Here is a 24,423-nt window from a genome sequence, read left to right on the forward strand (position 1 = left end):
GTAACGAAAACATTGAACTAATTGAAAATATTAAGGGGTATTTGGATTTTGAAATGTTTCTTTAATTATAGAATAAAAAGTAAGCTAATCATAGACGACCATTTTTGGGATAGATTTATTTTATAAAAAATCTATCCTTTAAATTGGAAATGTAGTGTCAAAATGTTTTTGAAAAGAAGGAAAGTAAACAATACTCTATATTGGAGTTTAGCGGAGAATTATAGAGAAGGAACCAAAGTCAAACAACGTGTGATTCTCAATTTAGGAACTACAGATCGAGTAATTCAAAAATTATCTGAAAATAATCAGTATGGTCATTTTTTAACTAAAGTAGCAAGTGAAGCAATGAAAACAGTAGAAAGTGTTACTGAACTGTGGGATCAAGTTTTTAATGAAAATTGTTTATTAGACATGAGAACGATTCCAGATCATACTATAGATATGATTTTTTGTGATTTATCCTATGCAACCACAAATAACCATTGGGACAGTTTAATTCCTCTTGAACCTCTTTGGAAAGAGTATAAACGAATCATAAAGGACAATGGGGCAATCGTTCTTACAGCTCAAACACCTTTTGATAAAATCCTTGCTAACAGTAATTTAGATATGTTGAGGTATGAATGGATTTGGGAAAAAACAACTGCTACTGGATATTTAAACGCAAAAAAATGCCAATGAAGGCACATGAAAATGTTCTTGTTTTTTATAAAAAGCTACCTACTTACAATCCTCAAAAAAACAACAGGACATAAGCCAGTAAATAGCTATACTAAGCACCAAAATGATGGTAGTAACTACGGTAAAACCAAAGTAGGCATTTCTGGTGGTGGTTCTACAGAACGATACCCACGTAGCGTTTTAACGTTTGCTACTGACAAACAAAAATTAGCAATACACCCAACGCAAAAGCCTGAATCACTTGTTGATTATTTTATAAAGACATATTCTAACGAAGGCGATTTGATACTTGATAATGCTTGGAGTAGTGGAAAAACTGGAGTTTTATGTAAAAAATAATAGACTTTTTTTGGATTTGAAAAGGACAAAGATATTTACTTATCTTCGTTAGAACGATTGAACAGCGTGTAAATTCTGAGTATAGGCAAAAGTGAGCTCATGTAGTTGCTTTAGGATAGGTCTCTTTTAATAAAGAATAAGTGTAAAAGAACACCTGTGCAAAAAAATAGTCTTCGGAAAGTTTAGAGTTGTTAAATGTATATCACAATCAATCCTAACAAGTATTTCATTCTTTTTAAAATAAATGTTTACAAGAATACGTTTTCATTGTATAATTCAATTATCAAATAATAGAAATTGGGTTACATTATGAAAAAGAAATTATTGTTTAGTGTTTTGTTGGGTATTTCGTTGACAGTGCTTGCGTTTCCAACGTCAGCAAAAGCAGAAGAAGTAGAGACATTAGTTGAAAGTGGAACAGTGGTTCAAGTTGAAGAAAATGAGAACGCACTTCAAGCTATGCCTAGAGGTGGATATATTGCAAAAAATCATAGACAAACTAATTACAGAGTAACTTCTGGATGGTATTATTGGTATACACAAACTATTGGTGCATTAGGGGCTAGCAGGACATATCATATTTATCATAGAAATGTTTCTTATACAGCTCAATACGATTTGTATGATCAGTATTCTGGGCGCTTCATTAGAACAGTCTCTCAAAATGTAAACTCTGCAGAGGAACAATGGCGATTAGTTTATTAGAAATGAGGAGAACAGTATGGCTAAAACTAGTAAAGGTTATATCTTTGGCATTAATTTAGCTATTGTTATTTACTATTTTTTACCCAGAACTAAAATATCAACACACTCACAACTATGGAACATGTTTTTCGATTTCAGAGGTATCTGTGTACTTTTGATTACGATATTAATGTTGCTAATTACTTTTCAAAAATCACATTCTGGTAAGTGGAAAAATGTTAATCTTAGCAGGATGGTCACGGGTTCGTATATTTTATATTTTCTAGCGACATTCTTTTATCTGATGATTGTCGAATTGATCTAATTAGTAAATTTAAAGGAAGTTGATATAACTCAACTTCTTTTTTATTTGTTCAAGTATAAAAAAATGCAACTCTGACTGAAGCACGTTGAGTAAGATTTTCTTAATTGGGTGATCCCCAAAAATATTCGTTTTCGAGACATGTATTTTCTAATTTGAATCAAAAACAAGGATTGTCACATTAAAAGATAAATTACGCAGTTTTTAAACGTTATTTTGCACCAATAAAACAAACTTCCAACCTAGAACAACTAAGTAAGAAGTATATTTATTCGATTCATATTACTAATCTTGTTATTTTTAAGAAATTTGTATGATAATTTGAGTGAATTTTATCTCTACAAATGATGAAAATAATAAATTTTTTAATATTTTTTTAAACATTATGAAGGTCATTTAACCTATTTTTTATTTCAATCATATTCTCAGGGATTTGACTAGATTCAATTGAGTCGTAAATAGAACAAGTCCCTAAATCGCTGGCTGTTTCATAATACCAACATTTGTATTTGACTACATTTAGAACATCTTGTAACTCATTAATTTGTTTTTCGATTTTTTTCTGTCTCTCCTTAAACATTGTCAGTCGCTCGTTAATTGTAGAATCACCTTCCATAGTCCAATCTACAAAGGATTTTATATCTTTAATAGACATTCCAGTACTTTTTAAGCATTGAATAATATGGATGAATTCTAAATCAGCTGGCTTAAACATTCTTGTACCTATTTTATTAGAACTACGTTCTACAAAATCGAATAGTCCTTCTTTTGCGTAATATCGTAGAGTGTACGGTGTCAAACCAGTTTTTTTTGAAATATCATTAATTGTTAGGTACATTCTTATCCTCCTAAATTTTAAAAAACTTGACTGATAGTTGACTATTAAGTGTAAACTTAATATAAAGTTGGCGAAGAAATTTGTCAATAACTAATTCAAATTGAGTACTGAAAAATTGTATATATATTAATTTGACTGTTGCGCTTAATATATGTAAAAAACAAGGAGGAATTTTAATGATTTAAAAAAAATAGAGTTTTCATTGTAATTGAAGTTAAAGACGGAATTGCGAGGAAAGCGGTCTAATTATTAACTAAAGAAGGAACTAGCTGTACTTTAGTTGATAGAAATAAAAAAATGAAGGTCAGATTTAGGAGATTTAGATTATAAAGTAATTGCTATCCAATGTGATGTTTCTTATGAAAACTACCTTCAAGCAATTGCAGTTAGTATAGGCTATACAAGTTCAAGAGGAATGGTTACTATGTATTTGAATTAAGTAAAAATATTAGTTAATATATTAAAGTTGAAAGGAAAAGAATTCCGAATAATTTAGCGTTTATGTGTATTCGGTAGTTCAAGGTACTATTAATATGAAATCTACAATTTTTGAAAAAGCTGGTCTAGTAACAGTTCAAGAAGTGGACAAACCACATTTACAAGCTGAAGATGATGTTATTATCAAAGTTGTCCGTGCGTGTGTTTGTGGCTCTGATTTATGGTCATATTCTCATGGTGACAACAAAGAAGCACACTCAATCAACGATGGACACGAAGCTCTTGGGATAGTTGAAGAGATTGGTTCTGCCATCACTTCTGTAAAACCTGGAGATTTTGTTATTGTGCCATTTACTCACGGCTGTGGTGAATGTGAGGCTTGCCGCGCAGGGTTTGACGGTACATGTGATCGTCATCAAGGTTTTACTAACTGGTCTAATGGTTTCCAATCGGAATATATACGATTCCATTATGCAAATTGGGCTTTGATCAAAATTCCTGGTCAACCATCAGATTATACAGAAGGTATGATTAAGTCGCTATTAACTTTAGCAGATGTGATGCCGACAGGATATCATGCAGCGCGTTGTGCTAATGTTAAAAAAGGTGATAAAGTTGTTGTTATCGGTGATGGTGCGGTAGGTCAGTGTGCTGTGATTGCTGCGAAAATGCGTGGTGCTTCTCAAATTGTTCTTATGAGCCGACACAAAGATCGCCAGAACATGGCACTCGATTCAGGAGCTACTTCTGTCATAGCCGAACGTGGTAAAGAAGGAATTAACAAAGTCCGTGAGATTCTTGGTGGTGGTGCAGATGCTGCTCTTGAATGCGTGGGAACAGAATCTGCTATTGAACAAGCCATTGGAGTTCTTCGCAATGGGGGTAGAATTGGTTATGTAGGAGTACCACATTACAATAATCGACCACTGGGTTCAACATTCGCACAAAATATTTCAATAGCTGGTGGTTCTGCGTCTGTAACGACGTATAACAAACAATTTCTTTTAAAAGAAGTTTTAGATGGCAATATCAATCCTGGTCGTGTTTTCACACAAATGTATAACTTAGATAACATTAATCAAGCCTATCAAGACATGCAAGACCGTAAAACAATTAAATCAATGGTTGTTGTATCTAAATAAGATTACAAGTTTTACAAAAGCAACTAAATTGGATGAATCTTCAACACAATGACATATTAATTCTCTAAAGAGCTTGGACGTAAGTCCCATGAACCTTATAATATAAGACCGAAAATCGTAAAAAATGATTCTCAGTCTTCTATTTTTAGATTATTGGGAGAGTCCTTCTTCTTTTCTGGCTTACTTAGCCTATATTTCCTTAAATTTCCTGCCATTAACGTGAAACCAATTTTATTGTGTGTCTGCTGTTTTCCTCGAACAGAGAAACGAGTGAAGCCTAAACAAGCTTTCAAATGTCCGAAAGCAGCTGTTGAATCGTTGCTTTAAAGTATTCCCAGTTCATGTTCTATTGAATCTCACGATTCTTGTCACTCTTCGCTTTTATACATTGGCTTCGAAGAGGACAATTCGAGCAGTCTTCACATTCATACCGTTTTAAATACCGTTTAAATCCATATTTATCTGCACGAATAGAATAATTTCTAAAACTCATTTTCCGTCCGTTTAGACAAAGAAACGCATCCTCTAATTCTTGGTACAACCAGTTTGCGGGAAGAAACGGATTTTGTTTAAACTTTTTCTTTTGTTCTTTATGATACATAGCATAAGTAATGAGTGGTGTTCGCTCGTGATCCTCTAAAACCGCTTGATAGTTTTCTTCACATCCGTAGCCAGCATCTGCGACAATATAGTTTGGCAGTTCAAAGAAACGCTCTTTTAAAGTGGTCAAAAAAGAGCGCAATGTCCGTGTATCTGTTGGATTTGAGAAAAGGTCGTAACCTAAAATGTACTGGCTATTTGTGGCGATTTGAAGATTATAGCCTGCTTTCAATTGACCGTTTTTCATGTGATCATCTCTAGAGTAACTGTTTCGTTGCCCTAAAATCCGTCTATGTTTTTGATAAGCGAGTTTTTGCTCTTTAAAGTACTGGAAAAGTTTCATTACAACAAATGCGATGAGATTTCCAGAGGTTCAAGCTTTTTGGAAAACCTGTTAAAAGCTGAATAACTATTTAGTGCTATTTTGTATGGATGATGAAGATTTAATTGCCTCTTGTTTAAAAGCAAATCCTCGAGGATCAGTTTGTATTTTGAATTTAGAAACAAAGCATGTACTCCTGTTGAAAGGAATATTTACTCAAGTGAAAGTGACTAAAGTGCAATCAAAAGATTACTATGTAGAGTATGAAGAAATGAGACAAAGAATCAACCCAATGCTGTTTGAAATTCAGACGTTAACAAAAGAAGAACTAATGATTTACTAATTTGATGCTTAAAAAGAAAGGTTCTTTCTAAAGAGCTTTTCTTTTTATTACTGGCTATACCAAAAACAGTTGTTTTTGGGACAGAATATTTTTAGCTTTATTAAACAGTGAACACAAATGTGTTTACCCGCGTTTATGTTCATGATATACTTTAAGTATACTAATGAAGAAAGAGGTGTCTAAATATGGCAACTATTACTGTTCGTGTTTCCGATGAGGAAAAGAAATTTTTTGATGAAATGGCAAAATTTGAAGGCAAAAGTTTATCAGATTTGTTAAGAACGTCTACTTTAGAAAGTTTAGAAGATAGCTATGATGCACATATTGGAGATCTTGCTTATGAAGAATACTTAAAAACTAGAGAAAGTAATCCTTTAGCAAATCTCTTGAAAAAGTATGAGGTAGATTAATTGCCAAACTATAAAGTAGAAACTACACCAAAATTTGACAGACAATTAGCAAAGCTGGATAAGTTTACTGCAAGAATGATACTGAAATGGTTATCTAAAAATATAGATAATACTAATAACCCAAAAAAATTTGGAAAATCACTTGTTGGAAATCACAACGGAAAGTGGCGATACAGAATTGGTGACTATCGAGTGATTTGTAAAATAGAAGAAAATGAATTAATTGTTCTTGCATTAGAAGTGGGTCATAGAAGAAAGATATACTAATTTTCAGATTAATAAAAAGTATGAGTGAGATTGTCTTACTCATTTTTTTAAAAGCTAAACTATCAAAACTTAAAAGTATCGATCACATAAAATCGATCAATAAAAATCAGGATGTTAGACTATCAAAAGTTACAATCATAATTTAAACAATAATAGAGCTGACACAATAAAAGTGTGTCAGTTTCTCTAAAATGTACGTTTCCCAAAAACATTCGTTATTGGGAATAGATATTTTACAAATAATTAGAGTTCTTTTCTAGATGCTTATTTTTATTCTATAATGTCAAAGTGTCTTCCCTTTTTAGTTGTAATCATTTAAACTAATGATAGCAAACTGTATTTTACAAAAGGAGGGCTATAATTGTCTATTAATAGCACAACCAGTGTAGCAGGGGGCGTGTCAGCTTCATTCAGCCAATCTGCAAGCGCATTAAATAGAATTTCTGTCTCTGTTAGTTCAGGACAAACCAACGTTGCAGGAAATAGTGCAGCAATACAGAGTTTTTCAACCTTTCAATCCAGTCTAAAAGGGATCTCTAACAGTGTTGTACAAGCAGGGGACAACATTCATTCTGTCGCCAAAGAGTTTGAACAGATTGATCAAAAAATTGCTCAGTTACCGACTCTTTCTTTTGGAGGGCTGAGATAATGAAATTAACAGCACAACAACTCTTTGACGATAAAAAATATCGTTTCAATAATCAATTGGAGGAACTTCAAGAAGCACAACGAGAGAATAAAAAAGAGCAAGGATTCATTGAACAATTACAAGAACGCTTTTATAGGGTGCAACAACAAGAACACAAACTATATGAACATTCGTTGAATGAAGTAGATCCAGAAGAAAGACCCTTTTTTGAAGAGCGACAAGACGAGGGATTTCATTTGTCACGCAAAGCATTACAGGAATTTGAAGAAGAACAAGAACAATTGGCACAAGATCGTAAGAACTTGTTAGAGCAAGAGGATTCTGTCCGTTTCGATCAACGAACTTTCTTAAAATCGGAAGGAAAGGAGAATCTTAGTGGGACTAAAATTTAGTGTATCAGAAGCACAAACGAGAAGCTCACAGGCTGCACAAGTTAGTACACAAGCCCAACAAGCGGCCGCTTCTTTACAACAAAGCGTAAGTTCGTTTCTATCTGCCCCTTTATCCAGTAAAGCCTATGATTCTGCAAAGAGTTACTTTATGGTTGCCTACACGCCAATTTGCCAGTCTATTATTATGACAGGTGAAGCATTAGCTAATGCCCACAAGAAATTTCTAAGTGAGTATCAATCAACGGTTAGTGGTATGGATATGGATGAGGATAAAATCTTAGCAGAAATTGACGACTACAGGGCGTTATTGCATACGATTGACGAACTAATACGTGATGCGAAAACACCTAGACCAGATTTGGAAAAACGATCGATGAATGCCTACGAAGCCATGCAAAAGAGACAAGAGAAGCTAGAAAAGTTTCGTGCATACAGTGCGCAGTCAGCAAGCTACTTTGATGAATACAACTCGTCACAACAGGAATTAGACAAAGGTCTTGCCCAAGTGAAGGACTGTAAAGCATGGAATGCTGCTTCAGGGACGTTTGATATCAAGAAATTAGACATGAATTGGGCAAAGCCAATTGCGACTCGTTGGGGAGATCGCCAGAAAAAAATTGATGCTAAAGTAAAAGCATATACTCTTGCAAATCAAGAGATTATAACAAAATTTGATGAATATGGGAATGTCTTGGGTGTGTATGTTGATGGAAAATTTGATGCAGAATTAACGAGTACATTGCAAGAATCTATTAGGACGCAAAACATAGATATGATTAAAGGCTTCGGGTCTGGATTTATTGATCAGTTGGCTAATAATAATGGTAAATCTTTATTAAATGAATGGTTTGGGGAAAGAAAATTTGGCGCAGAATTTTCAGGAACAAAAAATTATGCTGTAGGGCAATTTGTAGCAGACTTAACTTCTTTAGTACAAGGTGGAGCAGAGTTTATCGGCGGAGGAATATGGGCCTTTGGTGGTTCAGCAGCGTTCACTGTCTTTTCAGGTGGTGCAGGAGTAGTTGCTGTTCCTGCAATTAATGCAAGTGGATTAGCAATATCTGGTCATGGAACTGGTGTGTTTACAAGTGCTTGGGGTAGTTTAGGTGATGGCTATTCTTACAAACCAGATAACAATGCTGTTGCGAATATGAAAGAGTTTTTTGAAACGGAATTTGGATCTAATATAAAAGATAATGTTTCAAAAAATGGAAAAATAGTTGATGGGCAGCAAGTTTATAAAGTAGATGACAAGCAACTAAAAAAATATGGATTAAAAAAAGGGGATCAAATTTATTTAGACGGGATGCACAAAGATCATCTAGAAGTTTTTAATAGCAGCGGTAAGTTAGAAAAAGTTTTGAATTTAGACGGAAGTGTCAATGCCGATAAAACCAGAAAAGCTTTAGGGAGGGTTTTAAAATAGTGGAAAATGCTGATTGGAAGACTTTAGTAAAATTTTATGAAGAAATAGACAAGAAAAACAAAAAAGAATATACTTCAGATTTCCCAATAAAAAAATTAAAAGAAGACGTACTTGAAGAGATTGAAGACGATTTAAAGGAATTGCAGCAAACTATTGCTACGATAAAGTCTATAGATGTTGATGTTGACTTAAACGTATTAAATAGTAATCAGATGTTTAAAGAACAGTTAATAATATTACTTGGAATATATGGTCATTTAAATACTGAATTTGAACAGTTGTATGATTTTCATGCACAGTTTATTAAACAGTTGCCTGAATGGGATGAAGACACCAATTGAAGAAAAGAGGATAGACAAAAAATTCAATAGTTACTGTACAATTTTTTTTAGTAAAGAATTAATGTAAAAATACGTATACCAAAAACATTGGTTTTAGGTGAAAAAGGACAACTACAACAGAGAGTTTAAATTCGACAAAAGAACAAAAAATGAGGACAAAAATATCAAAGAGTGAATTTCCTTATTTTCGAATTTTACAACAGTTCTTGGAGATAAAGTGAGGGATACCATTGGCTGTTTAGGTAGAACAGTTTTAATTCATAAAGAGAACCCATGTATCGGTTGATACATGGGGTACTTGGGGTAATTGAGATTATGTGAACTTACTATTTAAATAACTTGATTAGTTACTTTTTTTACGTTTAAAAGTTAATATATATGCTCCACTTGCAAGCAGTATCATTGCACCAACGTCTGTTAATAAAGGTGAGTTTGTTTCACCTGTTTGTGGCAAGGTGGCTGTTGTAGAAGCTGAATTAATTGTCTTTGCTTTAACTACTGGTTTTGTATATGATTCAGAAGGTTTAGTCGGTTCTAAAGGCTGATTAATCGTGTTTTTCGTATAAACATAAGTCACAGTTTGAGCTGTATCAGTAAATGTTCCGTTTGGATTCCCATTAACCTCTTTAAATGTATAGCCATCTATGGTTAATTGTTCAAAAGAATAAGGGTCTCCAATATTACCAGATTTCACAACATCAGGAGCAATTGTATTTCCCTCTGTATCTTGGTAGTGAATGGTTACATCAGCACCAAGTATGCTATCTTGAACGATAACAGTCATAGTTTTATCAATAAATGTTCCAGCCATGACATTTTCAAGTCTATAAGTAATCGTATAAGTCCCTGCTTTAGAGGTATCTACATCATTAAAAATAGCAGTAAATTCACCATCTCCATAAGGTATTTCTTGGTCACCTCTGAAAGCTGTAGCATAATTTTCAGGAGAGAAAATATCACCAACATTGAGAGTTACCGTATCATTAGGTAACTCTATTCTATCGTTATCTTGAACGATAACAGTCATAGTTTTATCAATAAATGTTCCAGCCATGACATTTTCAAGTCTATAAGTAATCGTATAAGTCCCTGCTTTAGAGGTATCTACATCATTAAAAATAGCAGTAAATTCACCATCTCCATAAGGTATTTCTTGGTCACCTCTGAAAGCTGTAGCATAATTTTCAGGAGAGAAAATATCACCAACATTGAGAGTTACCGTATCATTAGGTAACTCTATTCTATCGTTATCTTGAACGATAACAGTCATAGTTTTATCAATAAATGTTCCAGCCATGACATTTTCAAGTCTGTAAGTAATCGTATAAGTCCCTGCTTTAGAGGTATCTACATCATTAAAAATAGCAGTAAATTCACCATCTCCATAAGGTATTTCTTGGTCACCTCTGAAAGCTGTAGCATAATTTTCAGGAGAGAAAATATCACCAACATTGAGAGTTACCGTATCATTAGGTAACTCTATTCTATCGTTATCTTGAACGATAACAGTCATAGTTTTATCAATAAATGTTCCAGCCATGACATTTTCAAGTCTATAAGTAATCGTATAAGTCCCTGCTTTAGAGGTATCTACATCATTAAAAATAGCAGTAAATTCACCATCTCCATAAGGTATTTCTTGGTCACCTCTGAAAGCTGTAGCATAATTTTCAGGAGAGAAAATATTACCAACATTGAGAGTTACCGTATCATTAGGTAACTCTATTCTATCGTTATCTTGAATAGACTGTTCTTGGACAGTACTTTCGGCTAAAACAATTCCTGAAGGAATAAATTGAAAAGACAATACAAAAATTGCTAACACAATATTAATTTTTTTAATAGAAATCCCATCCGTTCCTTATATATATATTATTATATACATAGTATATAATAATATTAGTTAAAGATAAATAGCTAAATAAAAAATTAATAAATAAAACAAGAAATGTATTAAAAACAGATGGTATAGTCTACAAAAATTGACATGATTGAAAATAGACAAAAATATCTACAATTTATAAAAGTTTTATTCGTTCCATAAACACTCATTTTTCATATAGGTAGGACATTTATAAATTGTAGATAGATTATCCTTGACTCTTCTTATTCCTAAAAAATAATTACTTAATTTTTAAAGTATGGTATAATTTATTATAAAAAAATAATAAGGAGATATAATGAAAAAATTAGTACGTGTAAGCATGTTTTATATGATTTTCGGTTTGATCTCGGGTGTCTATTATAGGGAATTTACTAAGCTTTTTAACTATTCTAAGGAGACACAGTTAAGTACCCTACATACTCACATTTTAGTATTGGGCATGTTTTTTTTCTTGATTGTCCTGCTATTAGAAAAAAATTTTCAATTAACGAGGCATAAAAACTATAAAAAATTTTTTGCAATTTATAACAGTGGCTTAGGTATAACTTTATTAGTCATGATTATAAATGGAACTCTGACTGTTTTAGGTAAGTCACTAGGTGCTGCTATTTCTGGTATTGCTGGTTTGGGACATGTTTTATTAACTATTGGATTAGGTTATTTTTTTAATGTTCTTTTTGATTCAGTTGAATTAGATGACTAGTTCATATTCAGATCAAAGATTTAATTTTTGAGAGGGTTTCTAATCACGCCTATTTAAAATATGACTGGTGCAAACCGTATGACCATTTATCGAATGAAGAAGGAGCTGGAAAGTTAATAATTGGGGAACAAAAAAATCATAGTATTCAGCTTATTTATAAAATTAATTGGTATTTTACTATATCAGTTTTAAAAGAAGCTATGTATTGCGGATTTTTATGTTATATTGAGACTGAAAAATGAGCGGATGTTGCACTTCATAGGATTAACCCCATCCCATCATAATACACTACTTATTAGCAGGTATTATGATGGGATGATTTATTTTGAAGCGTATGGGCTAGGAAAAAATCCGGCGACTCTCTGAATGATACTATATGTTTTCTTAATTGTAATAGTTTTTCAAGAGTAACATACCTCTCAATTTTAGTATGGATAGCAATTGGTATCCATATTATTTGGAATATAGCATAATTGAATACACTCTTGGTTAAGAGAAAGTAACTATGCTAACCAGTAATAATTCAAATTTCTTTTTTTATTTCCTATGAATCTAACAGGTTGACTTTGATAGTTTTAACAATGTTTGTTATTTTCACTATGTATGAACTAATAAAAAACTCTACTAGAGAGCCTTAATTATTAAAAACCAAAGAATTAGATGAAGTATTATAAAGAGTCTAAAGGAAAAATTCTCCAGACTTTTCTTCTATTATACATTAAAAAATCACGGATTTCTCATTAATACAAAAAGTGTAGAGCAAACAGAATTTCATGCTAAAAAAGGTTAAAACAAAAAGATTCCCAAAAAATGAAATAAAATTTTTAGAGTAACTTGATTAAAGTACCTTGAAAGATATCAAACTTATTCACTGCAGATGAATAAATGGGTTTTTTTAAGATAGTAGAGACTCTCTGATTTTCTAACTCAAGTATTCCGTAGTCTTCAGAAACCTTTGAACCAATTTCTCCTTTTATATTAGAAGGAATCACAATCCATAAATAATTCATATGTTGCTGGTATTGTCTACTACTGAAAGACCGGTGAAGATCTTCTTCAGTTAGAATGACTTCAATAGAGTGCAAATTCAATTGATGTGGTTTGCTAGTATAATTTTGAATAACTAAAAAGTCTATAGTATGTAATCGATCACTTAAAGATGAGTAAAACGAAAAATTAGGGAACAACTTATAAACTTTTTTTCGAGAGTGAGCGGTAAAATTGTTCATATTAACATCAGGAAAGTGATCTAGCCAAGAACTATAAGTTAAGGAGATAGCGATGTCTGAAACAGATAATGAACCGACCCCAAAAAGTTAGACCAAAAATCTAATTTTTTGGAGGTCGGTATTTTTATGTCTAAATATAGCTTTGAACTTAAACTAAAAATTGTTCAAGAATATCTGGTAGGGAAAGGAGGAATACAAGCTTTAGCAAATAAGCATGGGGTTAAAGCGGCGGAACAAGTCCATAGGTGGATCAATGCTTATCAAGAATTTGGTGAAGAAGGTCTTTTACGAAAACGTCAAAATCAGAATTATTCTGTTCAATTCAAGCTAAATGCGATAGAGTTATATCAAACAAGTGAGCTCTCCTATCGTGAAGTTGCCAATATTCTTGAAATGAATAATCCAACTCTTATTGCCAACTGGATGCGAAAATTCCGAAAAGAAGGAATCGATGGGCTCTCAAAAGAGAAAGGGCGTCTATCTACCGTGCCAAAAAAAGAAGAACAGACAAAGAAGCATTTAATGAAAGAAACGCTAGAAGAACAGAATCGCATCAAAGAATTAGAAAAGCAGGTTCGTACTCTTCAAATTGAAAATGCCTTTTTAAAAGAACTGAGGAAGCTGCGAAAACAGGAAGCTCAACAACGACGAGTGAATCAATCGCGCGAATCATCGCAAGCCTCCGAGGACAGTTCAAATTAGTTGAGCTTCTTGAAGCATTGAATTTTTCTAAATCAACCTTTATGTATTGGCAAAAACGATTTGACCGAAAAAATCCAAATCAGGAAATTGAAACAGAGATGCTTCATATTCGTCAAAAGCATAAAGATTACGGCTGTTTACGAATGACGAACGAACTAAGGAGCCGAGGATTCCACGTGAATAAAAAGAAAGTTCAACGCTTAATTCGAAAGCTAAGGATTGAAGTCCGCTCTTATACACGGAAATCCCGTCGCTATAGCTCGTATCGTGGAAAAGTTGGAACGATTGCCAAGAACCGAATCCAACGTCGCTTTTACACGAGTGTTTGTCATCAAAAAATAACGACAGATACAACAGAATTAAAGTATTTTGATTGTGATCCCAAAGGAATCATTCGTCAAAAAAAGTTATACTTAGATCCTTTTATGGATATGTATAATAGTGAAATTCTTTCTTATCGTATCTCAGAAAAACCAAATGCACTGGCAATAATGGAAGGATTAGAAGAAGCAATCAGACTGACGAATGATTGTCCTTATCGTCGCACCTTTCACTCAGATCAAGGTTGGGCGTATCAAATGAAAGCTTACAGCTATAAACTGAAGAAACAGAACATTTTTCAAAGTATGTCTCGAAAAGGCAATTGTCTAGATAACTCAATCATGGAGAACTTCTTTAGTCTTTTAAAACAAGAAATTTATCACGGGAAAACCTATTCTGGTTTTGAAGAACTAAAAATGGCAATTGATAACTATATCTATTATTACAACAACGAACGAATGAAAAAGAAACTGAACTGGAAAAGTCCTGTACAGTTTCGAATAGCCGAAAGTAAAGCAGCTTAATAACGAATAAAAAACGGAGTAGATTTCTCTACTCCGAAAAAAGTCTAACTTTTTGGGGTCACTACATAGCGCTATCTCTTTTTCTTTTTCAGAGCAGCTAACTTCAGAGTGGCTGTTCTTTTTGATTATGCTGCCGGGATCATTCTGTCTAATTGTTTTGACTGATTTCCAAGCACTTACTAAATCAGATCGTTTTAACTCTCGATGCAATACTTTATCCATTAAATCGTCTTTAATATCTTTATTTCCCTGACTGATCTTTTCTACTAGTTCAAAATTATCTGGGCTAACTTCGACGTCTTCGATTCTTGGGACAGATAATCCTTTCTTTTTTGCCCTGGTTTGATAATCGGAATAAATTTCGCCAGCTTTTTTCCGTTTCCATATTAAAGACTCGGTTACACCAGATTCATACGCCAAGTGTCTGATCCAACGAGTAAAGGATAAATGTTCTGGTTTCCATAAAGCACCTAATTCAACTTCTCTGATCAATTCAAATAATCGTACCCAGGAGCGCTTATCTTTAATGAGAATTTTTTCAATTTCTTCTTCAATCGTTTTTATGTTCGTCATAAAAAAACTCCTTTCTCAATAGTTACTATAACGTGTTATAGTAACTATTGCAAATTAAAATAATTTAGCCAAAATAGATGATTTTTATGAATGTGACACAAGTATGTTGTGTCGTATTCAAAGAAATGGGCCAAAGATAGATGGCTCTAAGGGTTATTCATTATATGAGTAGCCCTTTAGATTTATAGATTGTTTGAATAAGACTAAATATGTAGTATAATAAGATTAAGTCATATTAATAAAATGAGGGATTTTTACATGAAAATTGTCCAACCAATCAGAGAAAAAAAGCAAATCGATGCAATGAAGGCCATTTTGTCTTCTGGAAAAATGGGGCCAAGAAATATGTTACTATTTTCTATTGGAATAAATACCGCTTATCGCATTTCAGATTTACGTCGATTAAAATTATCAGACGTGCTAATTATTTCTCGTGGTCGGGTGATCGCGAAAGAACGATTAGAAATGAAAGAGCAAAAGACCGGAAAACACAATTCCATTATTATTTCGAATAAATTGAGAAAACAGATTTTAGAGTATGCGAATGACTCTTTTCCAACTCAGGTAGCAAATCATGAATTTGATCATTTTTTATTTCCAAGCCGAAAAGGAAATGATCAGCCATTAAGCCGGCAAGCTCTTTGGGATGTTTTGAGTAAAGCAGCTAAAAGTATGGGGATGAAAAATATTGGCAGCCACTCGATGAGAAAGACGTTTGGTTATTTTCTTTACAAGAATGGAACCCATATTGAGATCATTCAAGAATTATTAAATCATTCATCGCAGCGTGAGACATTACGCTATATTGGGATCACACAAGAAGATAAAGATACTGCCGTAATGAGTTTAGATTTATAGGGTGTAATTATTTACTATATAATAGAAGAAACACGTCATTTTTTTGGAAATTTGCCGATTTTTTATAGATAGAATACGGTAGAGACTTTGATCATTTCCGTAGATAGTTCAATTAAAGAAGCGACAGTAACTAAATGATCAAAAATTTGATCATTGGTTTGAAAATTAAGAATGGGCTAGGAGAGGAAATATGTTAGAAAATAAATTAGGCATTACAAACCAAGTTGAATTAGCAAGAGTAGAAGAAAAGATCAGTAAATCGAATGCAAAGAAATTATACGATAGTGGTGATATTAACAAACTAGAAGTAGGAACGTTCAAAGGGCTAGCAGCTATTCATCGATACCTTTTTTCAGATATTTATGATTTCGCTGGTGAAATGAGGACGGTAAATATTGCTAAAGGGAATTTTCGATTTGCGCCGGTGATGTATTTGAACGTTTCTTTAAATCATATTGATCAAATGCCACAATCTACTATTGATGAAATTGTAGCAAAATATGTGGAGATGAACATTGCACACCCGTTTCGTGAGGGAAATGGTCGTAGTACAAGAATATGGCTAGACTTGATTCTTAAACAAGAAATAAAAAAAGTAATCGATTGGAATCTGATTAACAAAGAAGATTATCTTTCTGCAATGGAGCGTAGTCCTGTAAAGGATTTGGAAATTTCTCATTTAATTAAGCAAGCACTAACTTATTCAGTAAATGATCGTGAAACATACATGAAAGGTATTGATGTTAGTTATTACTACGAAGGATACACAGAGTTCAATACTGAAGACTTGTAGTCAGTGAAAAGGACAAAATATCACCAAAACTTATATCTAAATCTATATCCGGTAAAACTACGTTAATGGTAGAGAGATTCTAAGCTCATTTCAACTTTTAAACTGAGGTATTGTCTTGAACAAGCAATCTAGTGATTACCTAAAACGCCGTTTTTGGTAAAATAAAAAAGTTGCCCCAAAACTAGGACAGCTTCCAGTAATACCAGTATTTCATTATCATTGAATCATTAATTATGCAAATTATCGAAAACGCTCGTTTTCGGTATAAAGGCTTGTTCCCTTATTTTTAATGTTAAAGGAATGAAGCAGCATTGTCAATTTGAAAAAGGATCAATAAACTGAAGGAGGATAAATTATGTGGCAAGTCACTGAGATATATAATGATGGTATGAATGCAACATTTAGCAAATTCAAAACTAAGGAGAAAGCACTGGCTTATTTAGAAGCAGAAGAATACGGAATGGAAGAATCTTTTCATTCAGGTGGTTACGTTCAATACTCACAAGATTTACATACAGCTTATTTAATAAATTCAAGAAACATTGAGACAAAGGACTAAACGGAATACCAAAAAGGATAATTAGGAGGAATAACCCGATGTCTAATATAGAAGGAAAGCTAATATACGATCTTTCAAGCAGGTTTAGAAACGCTATCGAAGAAGCAAAAAACACTGGTCAGCTCTTTGAAACACCGTTTAATAGATTTCCTAACGGTTGTTGTGCAGATACTAGCGAACTATTGGGTCAGTTCTTACTATTAAATGGAATACATACCCAATTGGTGACTAATGCTTTTAGTCAGGGGCAATCACATGCTTGGTTATTAGGAGAAGACGGCTCATTAATTATTGATATTACAGGTGATCAGTTCAAAAATAAATCTAATTTTTTAAACTTTAACGAACCTGTTTATATTGGGAAAGATAATAAATTTTATCAATTATTTGATAACGAACGGTATACAGTTAAGGAAGTTAAACTACTATCAGATATGAGGTATAACGAAACTTACCGCAATCGAATTAAAAAATTATTGGAGATAATTTTAGAATTTTGCTGATGGACCATTCCAAAAATTAATCGTTCGAAAAAACAGGCTATTTTGTCCGGCTACAGCGTGAGATCTCTCCAGGTATTTGAAGGTATTGACGAACGATTGCAGAGGTCAGGACAATGGCCAAACTCAAAATGGCGAACTATACGCCAAAAACGATAGAAAGGTAGATAGAAAGGGTGGACAAAAAAGCAAAAGTTTTAATGAAAGGAAAGTTTAACTATTCTAATTCAAAATTTAAAAAAATGTCAGTAAGAATTTTGTTAGTTCTTACATTTATCTTTGTATTTCTTTTTGGAATAGAGATAATTAGTAACACTAGCATTAATCTTGATGGTGAAGTGTTACTAATTCTATTTGGAACAATTTATTTTGTAGGAGCAATATATTTGTCTGAGATAATTTATGAAAAGTTATTCTTGAAAGAAGTTGTAATAACTAAATGCACAAAGGGTGTAAGGATTTTGGTTGGTAGTGACGAAATTATAATTCAGATGAATAAAATACGTAGAGTTAAGGCAGAATTGAGTTATGGTGTAGGTTCAAGAGGAAGCTCAAGAGGAAGCTCACGATCAAGCGCTAAACTAGTAATTTACACAAACACTGAAGTATTTCATTTTACTACCTCGGGAATAAACGAAGATGTTAAAAAAGTTGAGAGCTATATCAACAAAGGTATAGAGATAAATAGCCAGAAGAGTTCTAAATGAACTGGATACGTTTTTTCAAAAACGATCGTTCGGAAAAATAGGTTGTTTTGTCCAGCTGCAGCGTGAGATCTTCCAGGTGAATTAGATATAATGACGAACAATCTCAGATGCCAGGACTATGGCCAAACAGAAAATTTCGAACTATATATCAAAAAGGATCAATAAATAATTGAAATGGAGCAAGATAAATGAATTTTTCAAGCATTCAACAAAAAAATATACCAGGATTAAATTTTTATGGTGATGTAACTGATAAGGCAATTGACAATTTAGAATCTAGTTTTCAAGACTTGTTTTTCCAGTCAGAAGACTATGAATTACAAACATTTGAAAGACAGTTCTTTGAAGAAAAAAACACTAAAACAATATTGGTGAAAATGCCTGCGGCTATTCAAAAAATTAGTCATAAGCTACCCTTCTACAGAGCAGTGTTACAAGAAGAAATAGATAGTGAAAATTTAAAGAAGGTCAAGACTATTCGCTATTACGTGGATATGAACCGTGTTTTCTATGTGCAGATTATTTTTGAAATGAACTAGAGACACTATCCCAAAAAGGATCAATAACTGAAGGGGGAAAACATGATAAAAATATTCAAGTATGGATTTTATAGGTATGTGAAAGCAATTTTTGCTTTAGTAATTTTAGTAGGAGGATTTTTCTTTGCTTACAAAAATGAACTTTTGAATTTCGAGGCAATTGTTCTATATATTCTGTTTGCCATTTTTTTAACGATTCTTGTTTGGTGGCAACTATCCAGTCAAATCATACTCAAAGAAGGGATCATTACAATTAAGTGTTTTGGAATGACTATTAAAGAAATGAAGATAAATAATACATTATTCAAATTTAATGGATATGAAGACCCTAATACTTATCGTTCTTTGACTAATAAGTCGGAACCTTACTATTGCATTAGTACTACAGATAAGAATTCAAAAGACCACTATAAAATAAAGATATATGATAAGAAAGACTATCTGATTTTTTCGAGCACACTTCAAAAAATAGTGAACTTAACTTAGTTCCTAAAAAGGATCAATAGCTGCATGCATTAGATCCACAGAAAATGAAAATATTTCTTGATTAATTGTAAAAAACGCTTTACTCTAAACCTTATATAATGTATAATATATTTATACATTATATAAGGTTTTTAGATTAGGAGTGATCAGTTGAATTTGAAAGAGTTAGGTATTATGACGTTTCCTGAAGCAAGTGAAAGATGGAATAAAGAACGTACGTATGTTTTACAGCAATATAATAATTATCCTGAAAAGTTCCTTGAGGGAACTTTTACTAAGATAGGCAACGGAAAAGGAACGCAGATCATAAGTAGGGAAGGTATGGAGTATCTAACTGGCATGACGGAACAAGAAGCAAATAATGAAGTATGGAAAATAATTGTTTTGCAGGACTCTAACATTGTAAATGAAAAGATTGCTACTTCTGAAAAAAAGGCTCATGTTCAATTTTTGAAACTTGTACGAGATTATTTAGAGCGGACAGGTGTTTCTATAAAAGATATTCCAAAGCCAACGTACCTAGATAAGGCTCAAAAGAATCGTGGAATCAAATTTGACTTTGGTACAGTTATTTACTATAAAAAAGAAAAATGAAGGAGGAAGAATGATGAAAAGAATGTTAAGTGAGATTGAATCAGACTTCAATGAGATCAAAAATCAGAAAGGCTCATACAATAGAAATTTGGCACTAGTAGAATTAATGAATGAACTGGAAAAGCATTACACAACAATGATGATTTATGAAACTGAAGAGCAGCTGCAAGCAGAATTAAAAAAGAATGCTGCAATGAGATTATACAGGGAAATTTCTTTTGCTAGAACCAATGAAGATTAGTTCCCAAAAAGGATCAATAATTAAGGAGAAGTGAAATGAAAGTCACCAGTCGGACAGTAGTAGTTACAGTTTTTCTCTCATTATTTGTGTTAGGTACGGTAGGTAGCATAGTATATAGAAAAGCTGAAGATAAGAAAGCAGAGCAAGAAACTGAACAATATTATTACGATTATTTAATATATGGACGTAATGACCGAAGAAAAATAAGAATAGAAGATTCAAAAAAAGATTAGCTGAATTAAATAAAAATGGAATAAGTGGTATGTATATTGAACAATTAAATATAACGATTAAAGAAAAAATGCAACAAGTATACAATATCGGCGATGAGAAAGGGCAAAAAAAGTGGGGAGATTTAACTGCAACAGAACAATATATTGCTGGTGAAGGAACAGGGAAATTAGGAGATGAATCTTGTAAGGCGAAAAATATAAGGTATGAAATTGATAATTTTGCTCGTATGGCGGGACTTGACAAGACAGATATATATAATTATATATCTGATATTCCCAAAAAGGATCGGTAGCAGCATGCATGAAAAATAAAGGAGGAACAAAAATGAAAAATAGAACAAGGTTAAAAATATGTGGATTTGCAATACTTATTGTAGGTGCAACGATTGCTTTTAAAAATCCGTATCAGTGTATTTTATTGACGATAATTGGTGCAGTGATTTTAAACACCACATATAAAATGGATTGAAGATTAGTTCCCGAAAACGATACGAAAAGGAGATTGTAATGGGGCAACACAAAAATAAAAAAGAAAAGTTATGGAAAGAAGGAGGGAAGACACTTAACCAAGTAGCAATTATTTTTGTAATACTATTTGTCATTCAAAAAATACTGGATATTATTAAGTATAGAGGTTGGCCAACTATAACAATACCGAATGAAAGCTTTCCAAATAACGATAATCTTTCAACGACCGTAAATATTGGGATATTGATATTTATTATTCCATGTATGATAGCTACTCAATTCAATTTTAAAATAGCTACCAAAAAACAGAAGAATCGTATCATAGGAATCTTGCTTTTGTTTGCATTGATATTTATTTATACATTGTATGATGTATTTACAAATGTTTTTTTATGTGTAATAAGTTGTGTCTAAAATGATCAGAAAGAAGTGTGAAGAAAGATGAAAAAAACTATTTGTTTTGTTTTAGTTTCAGTTACACTATTAGCGAGCTGTGCTAATAATGAATCAACCGGGTCTGTAGATTCAACTAAGCATTCGGTCACTAATTATAGCACTCATAAAAAAGAAGAAACCTCAGTATCAAGTTCGATAAAAAAAGAATCAATAGAAACTACTCAAAGTTCACAAGTAACCACAAATTATGAGGAAGCTAAATACCCTAAAATTACAAAGACGTTGCTTAATGGAAAATCTTGGTATGAAGGAAACTCTACTGGTGTAGAGAACCAACCAAGACAAGGTTTTACTGAAGATAAGCTTCATGACCTTTTCGGTAATGAATTGGAATATGAAATTGTTGCTGATGATAATGAACAAACATATAGAGTTCTTGATTCTAGAAAAAATGAACTTGTTGATATTAAACTTAAAACAAAAATTAGAGTGAGTAAACCAACGGTTGACGGTACTTATAGAGACGTATCCTACTATTTATATTATAAATATGACGGAACATTGATGATTGCACTAGAAGAAACTCCGTCAGAAGAAAGTGATTTGACAAGTTATCCTTTGGAAGAAATAAATATTTGGGAAAATTAGAGTTAATGAACAAACGGTATATTTCCAAAAGTGACAGCTATAATATACTCAAACAGTTATAAAAAACGATCAGTAAAGGTGGTTTATAAGTTGTGGTAAATAATATAATAAAATTTCTATTCTTAGTTTTTGTTGTGATCTTACCTTTCATTAGCTATAGAAATTTTAAAATAGAAGCTACTGGAAAAAAGAGTAATGCGTACTATTACTGGAAGATACTGTTTATTTCGAGTATTCTTCTTCTACTCTCTTTAATGCTACCAACTTTAATTTATTTCATTATAAGCAGATAAAAACAGAGTGCTAAAAACGATCGATACTTAAGCTTAAGGAGGATTGTATGAAAATAGAGTTTCGCTTGTTGGATAAGACAACAGAGACATTAAGAATTGTCTATTTCCAAAAAATGGAAAGATAAAGAGCTTTTTTTTTTACAAGTGATCCTCAATCAGCAAAAAAATATTGGCTTGATCGATTAGCTGAAGAGGATATCGATTTACTTCAAAAGGCAAAATCAGAAACGGCAATTACTGTATCAATAAAGTTAGTGCTGTAACTAACCTAAAAAAGATTGAAAAGGGGTAGAAAAATGATTTTTAAGCAAAGAAGTGAAGAACAGAAGCTAATAAAAAAAGTTGAACACGAATTATTGAAACTTAAACGTAAACGGGACTTTCTACAACCTAGAGTAAAAACTACTTTTTTCTTAAAAAAAGAAGTTGTCCCTGTTTCTCAATGTGAAGAAGTACAGGAAATAACTAGTAAGATTATTGAATTAGAAGACAAATTAGTGGTTCTCAAAAACGATGAGTTGGGACAGATATATGGGTGATAGAGAGCAACAACGAAAATTTGCACAAAATTCAAATATAAAAAATAGTGAATATGATCGTCAAAATACTAATGTGATAGGCGTACTAATGCAGAAAACAAAGGAAATATACTAGCTACAGACATTGAAAACCAAAAGAGTCCTCAAACAAATATATTACTTGTAAATATTATAAGTGTTGTGTTAGGAGTAGGATTTTTTATTTTTATTATTCCGATAAGCAAATATTTTTTAAGAAAAGATTTTTATTCTGGTTCATTATTCTTATTAATCTCACTTGTAATTACGATTCTTTTTGTTTACCTGATGATATTTGTTGGAAACAGAATTTTTCGTATTAATTATTGATTAGATTAGTACTACCAAAAAGGATCAGAAAGAAGTGGAATAAATGGAGTTTAAAGATTTTCAAAAGAAAAATATTCCAGGATTAACTTTTTATGGTGATGTGACAGAAAAAGGACTAATAAACTTAAAAGAAAGTTATACAGATTCTGAAGCGTTTGAAAAGGAATCCAAGTGTTGTAAGATAGAAGGTTTTGTATGGCCAAGTATTGATCAAGACTTCATAGATCAAATGAAATAAAAAGAAAATATATAGGAGGTAATATGATCAATAAAAAAAACTCGTTAATCCTTTTGCTTTTTTTGGTTGTGCTGGTTGCTATTACAATTATGTTGTTTAGTTTCAATGTAAAATGGAAAGTATTTAGAATAAAAGAAACACCCACTATTGAAAATAGTTTAGACAAGTCGAGTAGTAAAATTAAGCATCAAAATATTACTATGAGTTCTTTAGATGGCTGGTATATTGGGTATAGTAACGGTGAAACTGTTGACCAGTCAAATGAGAATACAAATACAGGTAATCTAGATACTATAGTACTGTTGAAGATGACTCATATTAAAACTAAGGATGGGATTCAGACGAGAGTACAATATTTACCTATCACGGAGGAATCTTTGAAAGGAAATTTGATGGATTCAGTAGTTGAAGAACCCCACATTTCTATTATTAAGCTATATAATTTTAATCAGGGATTATATTCAGCTCAATATCAAAATTTTCAAAATGAAGTTTCAGGGAATAATGCTTTTGTTTACTCTTTGGAAAAAAAATACGATCAGCTTCTTATGCGTTTTGAAGGTCTGGTTAACAGATCCTTCTCAGTTACCTATGTACCTGATCAAATGGTACATTCTTTAACCTCTGAAAATATAGAGGGCTTTCAGAGGAAATTGGATGAATTAGAAGTGGTTAAGTTACAACCAGCAGAGAATTTAATAAATCAAGCGGCTTCTCAACATGTTGGACAAGAAGGTATACCAGTTACAAAATAAAAAAATATCATTGTGTCACCAAAAAAATGGTTCGAAAAAGTAGCCGATTTTTGTTAATAAGAAAAAAATCTCGAAAAGGATCATTTTCAGAGAAATT

At 32.3% G+C, this 24,423-nt stretch carries 35 protein-coding genes; 31 read left to right on the top strand and 4 right to left on the bottom strand.

Translation table 11 applies throughout. The annotated features are described in order from the left end of the window. Positions 1-162: 162 nt before the first annotated feature. From IGJ55_RS00535 to IGJ55_RS00545, 3 genes are all read left to right on the top strand, one after another. Complete coding sequence (locus IGJ55_RS00535) at positions 163-681, top strand: hypothetical protein (protein WP_429951373.1); 519 nt, start codon at positions 163-165, stop codon at positions 679-681. A gap of 12 nt (positions 682-693) precedes the next feature. After that, positions 694-1,020 carry a DNA methyltransferase gene (locus IGJ55_RS00540; protein WP_430607052.1) on the top strand — a complete coding sequence of 109 codons (327 nt, stop codon included), beginning with the start codon at positions 694-696 and terminating at the stop codon, positions 1,018-1,020. A 309-nt stretch (positions 1,021-1,329) separates the two neighbouring features. Next, positions 1,330-1,725: a hypothetical protein gene (locus tag IGJ55_RS00545; protein WP_429951369.1), complete on the top strand. Its 396-nt coding sequence runs from the start codon at positions 1,330-1,332 to the stop codon at positions 1,723-1,725. A gap of 677 nt (positions 1,726-2,402) precedes the next feature. On the opposite strand, the gene IGJ55_RS00550 is transcribed toward IGJ55_RS00545, so the two are convergent. Continuing rightward, positions 2,403-2,864 carry a MerR family transcriptional regulator gene (locus tag IGJ55_RS00550; protein WP_429951367.1) on the bottom strand — a complete coding sequence of 154 codons (462 nt, stop codon included), beginning with the start codon at positions 2,862-2,864 and terminating at the stop codon, positions 2,403-2,405. 533 nt (positions 2,865-3,397) lie between these two features. On the opposite strand from IGJ55_RS00550, the gene IGJ55_RS00555 reads away from it, so the two are divergent. Then, on the top strand, positions 3,398-4,444 hold the full coding sequence (locus IGJ55_RS00555) for an alcohol dehydrogenase catalytic domain-containing protein (protein WP_429951365.1): 1,047 nt from the start codon (positions 3,398-3,400) through the stop codon (positions 4,442-4,444). A gap of 346 nt (positions 4,445-4,790) precedes the next feature. Here IGJ55_RS00555 and IGJ55_RS00560 read toward each other — a convergent pair whose 3' ends face one another. Further along, positions 4,791-5,291 carry a transposase gene (locus tag IGJ55_RS00560; RefSeq protein ID WP_430607055.1) on the bottom strand — a complete coding sequence of 167 codons (501 nt, stop codon included), beginning with the start codon at positions 5,289-5,291 and terminating at the stop codon, positions 4,791-4,793. A gap of 181 nt (positions 5,292-5,472) precedes the next feature. Between IGJ55_RS00560 and IGJ55_RS00565 the strand changes: the two genes are divergently transcribed. The 7 genes from IGJ55_RS00565 to IGJ55_RS00595 all read left to right on the top strand — a co-directional run bounded on the left by IGJ55_RS00565 (position 5,473) and on the right by IGJ55_RS00595 (position 9,194). Next, positions 5,473-5,709: a hypothetical protein gene (locus tag IGJ55_RS00565; RefSeq protein ID WP_429951363.1), complete on the top strand. Its 237-nt coding sequence runs from the start codon at positions 5,473-5,475 to the stop codon at positions 5,707-5,709. A gap of 185 nt (positions 5,710-5,894) precedes the next feature. Beyond that, complete coding sequence (relB, locus tag IGJ55_RS00570; protein ID WP_429951361.1) at positions 5,895-6,119, top strand: type II toxin-antitoxin system RelB family antitoxin; 225 nt, start codon at positions 5,895-5,897, stop codon at positions 6,117-6,119. Continuing rightward, entirely contained in the window at positions 6,120-6,386 is a 267-nt protein-coding gene (locus tag IGJ55_RS00575) for a type II toxin-antitoxin system RelE family toxin (RefSeq protein ID WP_429951359.1), read from the top strand. It abuts the gene before it with no gap. A 361-nt stretch (positions 6,387-6,747) separates the two neighbouring features. Beyond that, a complete protein-coding gene (locus IGJ55_RS00580) occupies positions 6,748-7,035 on the top strand; it encodes a TIGR04197 family type VII secretion effector (protein WP_429951357.1) in 288 nt (95 codons plus the stop codon). Further along, entirely contained in the window at positions 7,035-7,427 is a 393-nt protein-coding gene (locus IGJ55_RS00585) for a hypothetical protein (RefSeq protein ID WP_430607058.1), read from the top strand. The genes IGJ55_RS00580 and IGJ55_RS00585 overlap by 1 nt, the downstream gene beginning before the upstream one ends. After that, complete coding sequence (locus IGJ55_RS00590) at positions 7,411-8,853, top strand: hypothetical protein (protein ID WP_430607060.1); 1,443 nt, start codon at positions 7,411-7,413, stop codon at positions 8,851-8,853. The genes IGJ55_RS00585 and IGJ55_RS00590 overlap by 17 nt, the downstream gene beginning before the upstream one ends. After that, positions 8,853-9,194 carry a hypothetical protein gene (locus tag IGJ55_RS00595; protein WP_429951349.1) on the top strand — a complete coding sequence of 114 codons (342 nt, stop codon included), beginning with the start codon at positions 8,853-8,855 and terminating at the stop codon, positions 9,192-9,194. The genes IGJ55_RS00590 and IGJ55_RS00595 overlap by 1 nt, the downstream gene beginning before the upstream one ends. Before the next feature lie 343 nt (positions 9,195-9,537). Here IGJ55_RS00595 and IGJ55_RS00600 read toward each other — a convergent pair whose 3' ends face one another. Beyond that, a complete protein-coding gene (locus IGJ55_RS00600) occupies positions 9,538-11,019 on the bottom strand; it encodes a MucBP domain-containing protein (RefSeq protein WP_430607062.1) in 1,482 nt (493 codons plus the stop codon). Positions 11,020-11,374: 355 nt separating this feature from the next. Here IGJ55_RS00600 and IGJ55_RS00605 point away from each other — a divergent pair, with 355 nt between their 5' ends. From IGJ55_RS00605 to IGJ55_RS00615, 3 genes are all read left to right on the top strand, one after another. Beyond that, entirely contained in the window at positions 11,375-11,782 is a 408-nt protein-coding gene (locus IGJ55_RS00605; protein WP_430607063.1) for a DUF2871 domain-containing protein, read from the top strand. A gap of 1,355 nt (positions 11,783-13,137) precedes the next feature. Continuing rightward, positions 13,138-13,713: a transposase gene (locus IGJ55_RS00610; RefSeq protein ID WP_430606831.1), complete on the top strand. Its 576-nt coding sequence runs from the start codon at positions 13,138-13,140 to the stop codon at positions 13,711-13,713. Continuing rightward, the gene (locus tag IGJ55_RS00615; protein WP_430608100.1) at positions 13,683-14,558 is read left to right on the top strand and encodes an IS3 family transposase; all 876 of its coding nucleotides are present in this window, start codon (positions 13,683-13,685) and stop codon (positions 14,556-14,558) included. The genes IGJ55_RS00610 and IGJ55_RS00615 overlap by 31 nt, the downstream gene beginning before the upstream one ends. Here IGJ55_RS00615 and IGJ55_RS00620 read toward each other — a convergent pair. Then, positions 14,445-15,131: a hypothetical protein gene (locus IGJ55_RS00620; protein ID WP_430607064.1), complete on the bottom strand. Its 687-nt coding sequence runs from the start codon at positions 15,129-15,131 to the stop codon at positions 14,445-14,447. The genes IGJ55_RS00615 and IGJ55_RS00620 overlap by 114 nt on opposite strands. A 258-nt stretch (positions 15,132-15,389) precedes the next feature. On the opposite strand from IGJ55_RS00620, the gene IGJ55_RS00625 reads away from it, so the two are divergent. The 17 genes from IGJ55_RS00625 to IGJ55_RS00705 all read left to right on the top strand — a co-directional run bounded on the left by IGJ55_RS00625 (position 15,390) and on the right by IGJ55_RS00705 (position 24,326). Then, the gene (locus IGJ55_RS00625) at positions 15,390-15,989 is read left to right on the top strand and encodes a site-specific integrase (RefSeq protein ID WP_111246957.1); all 600 of its coding nucleotides are present in this window, start codon (positions 15,390-15,392) and stop codon (positions 15,987-15,989) included. A gap of 190 nt (positions 15,990-16,179) precedes the next feature. Continuing rightward, positions 16,180-16,782, top strand: coding sequence for a protein adenylyltransferase Fic (fic, locus tag IGJ55_RS00630; protein WP_069640192.1), 603 nt, complete (start codon positions 16,180-16,182; stop codon positions 16,780-16,782). Positions 16,783-17,137: 355 nt separating this feature from the next. Then, positions 17,138-17,341 carry a hypothetical protein gene (locus tag IGJ55_RS00635; RefSeq protein WP_430607067.1) on the top strand — a complete coding sequence of 68 codons (204 nt, stop codon included), beginning with the start codon at positions 17,138-17,140 and terminating at the stop codon, positions 17,339-17,341. Positions 17,342-17,379: 38 nt separating this feature from the next. Further along, entirely contained in the window at positions 17,380-17,844 is a 465-nt protein-coding gene (locus IGJ55_RS00640) for a hypothetical protein (protein WP_429951330.1), read from the top strand. Between the two features lie 173 nt (positions 17,845-18,017). Next, positions 18,018-18,548 (top strand): hypothetical protein, encoded by a 531-nt coding sequence (locus IGJ55_RS00645; protein ID WP_429951328.1) that lies wholly within the window; start codon positions 18,018-18,020, stop codon positions 18,546-18,548. A 188-nt stretch (positions 18,549-18,736) separates the two neighbouring features. Next, positions 18,737-19,087: a hypothetical protein gene (locus tag IGJ55_RS00650; RefSeq protein WP_429951326.1), complete on the top strand. Its 351-nt coding sequence runs from the start codon at positions 18,737-18,739 to the stop codon at positions 19,085-19,087. 42 nt (positions 19,088-19,129) lie between these two features. Next, entirely contained in the window at positions 19,130-19,573 is a 444-nt protein-coding gene (locus IGJ55_RS00655) for a hypothetical protein (RefSeq protein WP_430607070.1), read from the top strand. A gap of 150 nt (positions 19,574-19,723) precedes the next feature. Further along, the gene (locus IGJ55_RS00660) at positions 19,724-20,167 is read left to right on the top strand and encodes a helix-turn-helix domain-containing protein (RefSeq protein WP_429951322.1); all 444 of its coding nucleotides are present in this window, start codon (positions 19,724-19,726) and stop codon (positions 20,165-20,167) included. Between the two features lie 13 nt (positions 20,168-20,180). Then, on the top strand, positions 20,181-20,408 hold the full coding sequence (locus tag IGJ55_RS00665) for a hypothetical protein (protein WP_429951321.1): 228 nt from the start codon (positions 20,181-20,183) through the stop codon (positions 20,406-20,408). A gap of 35 nt (positions 20,409-20,443) precedes the next feature. Beyond that, the gene (locus tag IGJ55_RS00670; RefSeq protein WP_429951319.1) at positions 20,444-20,641 is read left to right on the top strand and encodes a hypothetical protein; all 198 of its coding nucleotides are present in this window, start codon (positions 20,444-20,446) and stop codon (positions 20,639-20,641) included. A gap of 29 nt (positions 20,642-20,670) precedes the next feature. Beyond that, positions 20,671-20,934, top strand: coding sequence for a hypothetical protein (locus tag IGJ55_RS00675; protein ID WP_430607072.1), 264 nt, complete (start codon positions 20,671-20,673; stop codon positions 20,932-20,934). 32 nt (positions 20,935-20,966) lie between these two features. Then, positions 20,967-21,110 (top strand): hypothetical protein, encoded by a 144-nt coding sequence (locus tag IGJ55_RS00680; RefSeq protein ID WP_157804652.1) that lies wholly within the window; start codon positions 20,967-20,969, stop codon positions 21,108-21,110. A 38-nt stretch (positions 21,111-21,148) separates the two neighbouring features. Next, positions 21,149-21,523 carry a hypothetical protein gene (locus tag IGJ55_RS00685; protein ID WP_429951315.1) on the top strand — a complete coding sequence of 125 codons (375 nt, stop codon included), beginning with the start codon at positions 21,149-21,151 and terminating at the stop codon, positions 21,521-21,523. 27 nt (positions 21,524-21,550) lie between these two features. After that, positions 21,551-22,153: a hypothetical protein gene (locus IGJ55_RS00690; protein ID WP_430607074.1), complete on the top strand. Its 603-nt coding sequence runs from the start codon at positions 21,551-21,553 to the stop codon at positions 22,151-22,153. A 589-nt stretch (positions 22,154-22,742) separates the two neighbouring features. Further along, the gene (locus IGJ55_RS00695; protein WP_429951311.1) at positions 22,743-22,985 is read left to right on the top strand and encodes a hypothetical protein; all 243 of its coding nucleotides are present in this window, start codon (positions 22,743-22,745) and stop codon (positions 22,983-22,985) included. A 391-nt stretch (positions 22,986-23,376) separates the two neighbouring features. After that, positions 23,377-23,571, top strand: coding sequence for a hypothetical protein (locus IGJ55_RS00700; protein WP_429951309.1), 195 nt, complete (start codon positions 23,377-23,379; stop codon positions 23,569-23,571). A 23-nt stretch (positions 23,572-23,594) separates the two neighbouring features. Further along, on the top strand, positions 23,595-24,326 hold the full coding sequence (locus IGJ55_RS00705; protein ID WP_430607076.1) for a hypothetical protein: 732 nt from the start codon (positions 23,595-23,597) through the stop codon (positions 24,324-24,326). Positions 24,327-24,423 lie beyond the last annotated feature (97 nt).

Origin of the sequence: Enterococcus sp. AZ170 (assembly GCF_050545135.1) — a bacterium.
Taxonomy (GTDB): Bacteria; Bacillota; Bacilli; order Lactobacillales; family Enterococcaceae; genus Enterococcus_L; species Enterococcus_L ureilyticus.

What these genes read in the sequence shown, in the direction of transcription:
- IGJ55_RS00690 (WP_430607074.1), top strand. Translation starts at nt 21,551, where the DNA reads ATGAAAAAAACTATTTGTTTTGTTTTAGTTTCAGTTACACTATTAGCG.
- IGJ55_RS00585 (WP_430607058.1), top strand. Translation starts at nt 7,035, where the DNA reads ATGAAATTAACAGCACAACAACTCTTTGACGATAAAAAATATCGTTTC.
- IGJ55_RS00675 (WP_430607072.1), top strand. Translation starts at nt 20,671, where the DNA reads ATGTATATTGAACAATTAAATATAACGATTAAAGAAAAAATGCAACAA.
- IGJ55_RS00685 (WP_429951315.1), top strand. Translation starts at nt 21,149, where the DNA reads ATGGGGCAACACAAAAATAAAAAAGAAAAGTTATGGAAAGAAGGAGGG.
- fic (WP_069640192.1), top strand. Translation starts at nt 16,180, where the DNA reads ATGTTAGAAAATAAATTAGGCATTACAAACCAAGTTGAATTAGCAAGA.
- IGJ55_RS00555 (WP_429951365.1), top strand. Translation starts at nt 3,398, where the DNA reads ATGAAATCTACAATTTTTGAAAAAGCTGGTCTAGTAACAGTTCAAGAA.
- IGJ55_RS00535 (WP_429951373.1), top strand. Translation starts at nt 163, where the DNA reads ATGTTTTTGAAAAGAAGGAAAGTAAACAATACTCTATATTGGAGTTTA.
- IGJ55_RS00640 (WP_429951330.1), top strand. Translation starts at nt 17,380, where the DNA reads ATGTCTAATATAGAAGGAAAGCTAATATACGATCTTTCAAGCAGGTTT.
- IGJ55_RS00560 (WP_430607055.1), bottom strand. Translation starts at nt 5,291, where the DNA reads ATGAAAAACGGTCAATTGAAAGCAGGCTATAATCTTCAAATCGCCACA.
- IGJ55_RS00565 (WP_429951363.1), top strand. Translation starts at nt 5,473, where the DNA reads ATGGATGATGAAGATTTAATTGCCTCTTGTTTAAAAGCAAATCCTCGA.
- IGJ55_RS00670 (WP_429951319.1), top strand. Translation starts at nt 20,444, where the DNA reads ATGAAAGTCACCAGTCGGACAGTAGTAGTTACAGTTTTTCTCTCATTA.
- IGJ55_RS00620 (WP_430607064.1), bottom strand. Translation starts at nt 15,131, where the DNA reads ATGACGAACATAAAAACGATTGAAGAAGAAATTGAAAAAATTCTCATT.
- IGJ55_RS00605 (WP_430607063.1), top strand. Translation starts at nt 11,375, where the DNA reads ATGAAAAAATTAGTACGTGTAAGCATGTTTTATATGATTTTCGGTTTG.
- IGJ55_RS00540 (WP_430607052.1), top strand. Translation starts at nt 694, where the DNA reads ATGTTCTTGTTTTTTATAAAAAGCTACCTACTTACAATCCTCAAAAAA.
- IGJ55_RS00550 (WP_429951367.1), bottom strand. Translation starts at nt 2,864, where the DNA reads ATGTACCTAACAATTAATGATATTTCAAAAAAAACTGGTTTGACACCG.
- IGJ55_RS00700 (WP_429951309.1), top strand. Translation starts at nt 23,377, where the DNA reads ATGGAGTTTAAAGATTTTCAAAAGAAAAATATTCCAGGATTAACTTTT.
- IGJ55_RS00625 (WP_111246957.1), top strand. Translation starts at nt 15,390, where the DNA reads ATGAAAATTGTCCAACCAATCAGAGAAAAAAAGCAAATCGATGCAATG.
- IGJ55_RS00665 (WP_429951321.1), top strand. Translation starts at nt 20,181, where the DNA reads ATGAAAAGAATGTTAAGTGAGATTGAATCAGACTTCAATGAGATCAAA.
- IGJ55_RS00650 (WP_429951326.1), top strand. Translation starts at nt 18,737, where the DNA reads ATGAATTTTTCAAGCATTCAACAAAAAAATATACCAGGATTAAATTTT.
- IGJ55_RS00545 (WP_429951369.1), top strand. Translation starts at nt 1,330, where the DNA reads ATGAAAAAGAAATTATTGTTTAGTGTTTTGTTGGGTATTTCGTTGACA.
- IGJ55_RS00635 (WP_430607067.1), top strand. Translation starts at nt 17,138, where the DNA reads ATGTGGCAAGTCACTGAGATATATAATGATGGTATGAATGCAACATTT.
- IGJ55_RS00695 (WP_429951311.1), top strand. Translation starts at nt 22,743, where the DNA reads ATGATTTTTAAGCAAAGAAGTGAAGAACAGAAGCTAATAAAAAAAGTT.
- IGJ55_RS00655 (WP_430607070.1), top strand. Translation starts at nt 19,130, where the DNA reads ATGATAAAAATATTCAAGTATGGATTTTATAGGTATGTGAAAGCAATT.
- IGJ55_RS00610 (WP_430606831.1), top strand. Translation starts at nt 13,138, where the DNA reads ATGTCTAAATATAGCTTTGAACTTAAACTAAAAATTGTTCAAGAATAT.
- IGJ55_RS00680 (WP_157804652.1), top strand. Translation starts at nt 20,967, where the DNA reads ATGAAAAATAGAACAAGGTTAAAAATATGTGGATTTGCAATACTTATT.
- relB (WP_429951361.1), top strand. Translation starts at nt 5,895, where the DNA reads ATGGCAACTATTACTGTTCGTGTTTCCGATGAGGAAAAGAAATTTTTT.
- IGJ55_RS00705 (WP_430607076.1), top strand. Translation starts at nt 23,595, where the DNA reads ATGATCAATAAAAAAAACTCGTTAATCCTTTTGCTTTTTTTGGTTGTG.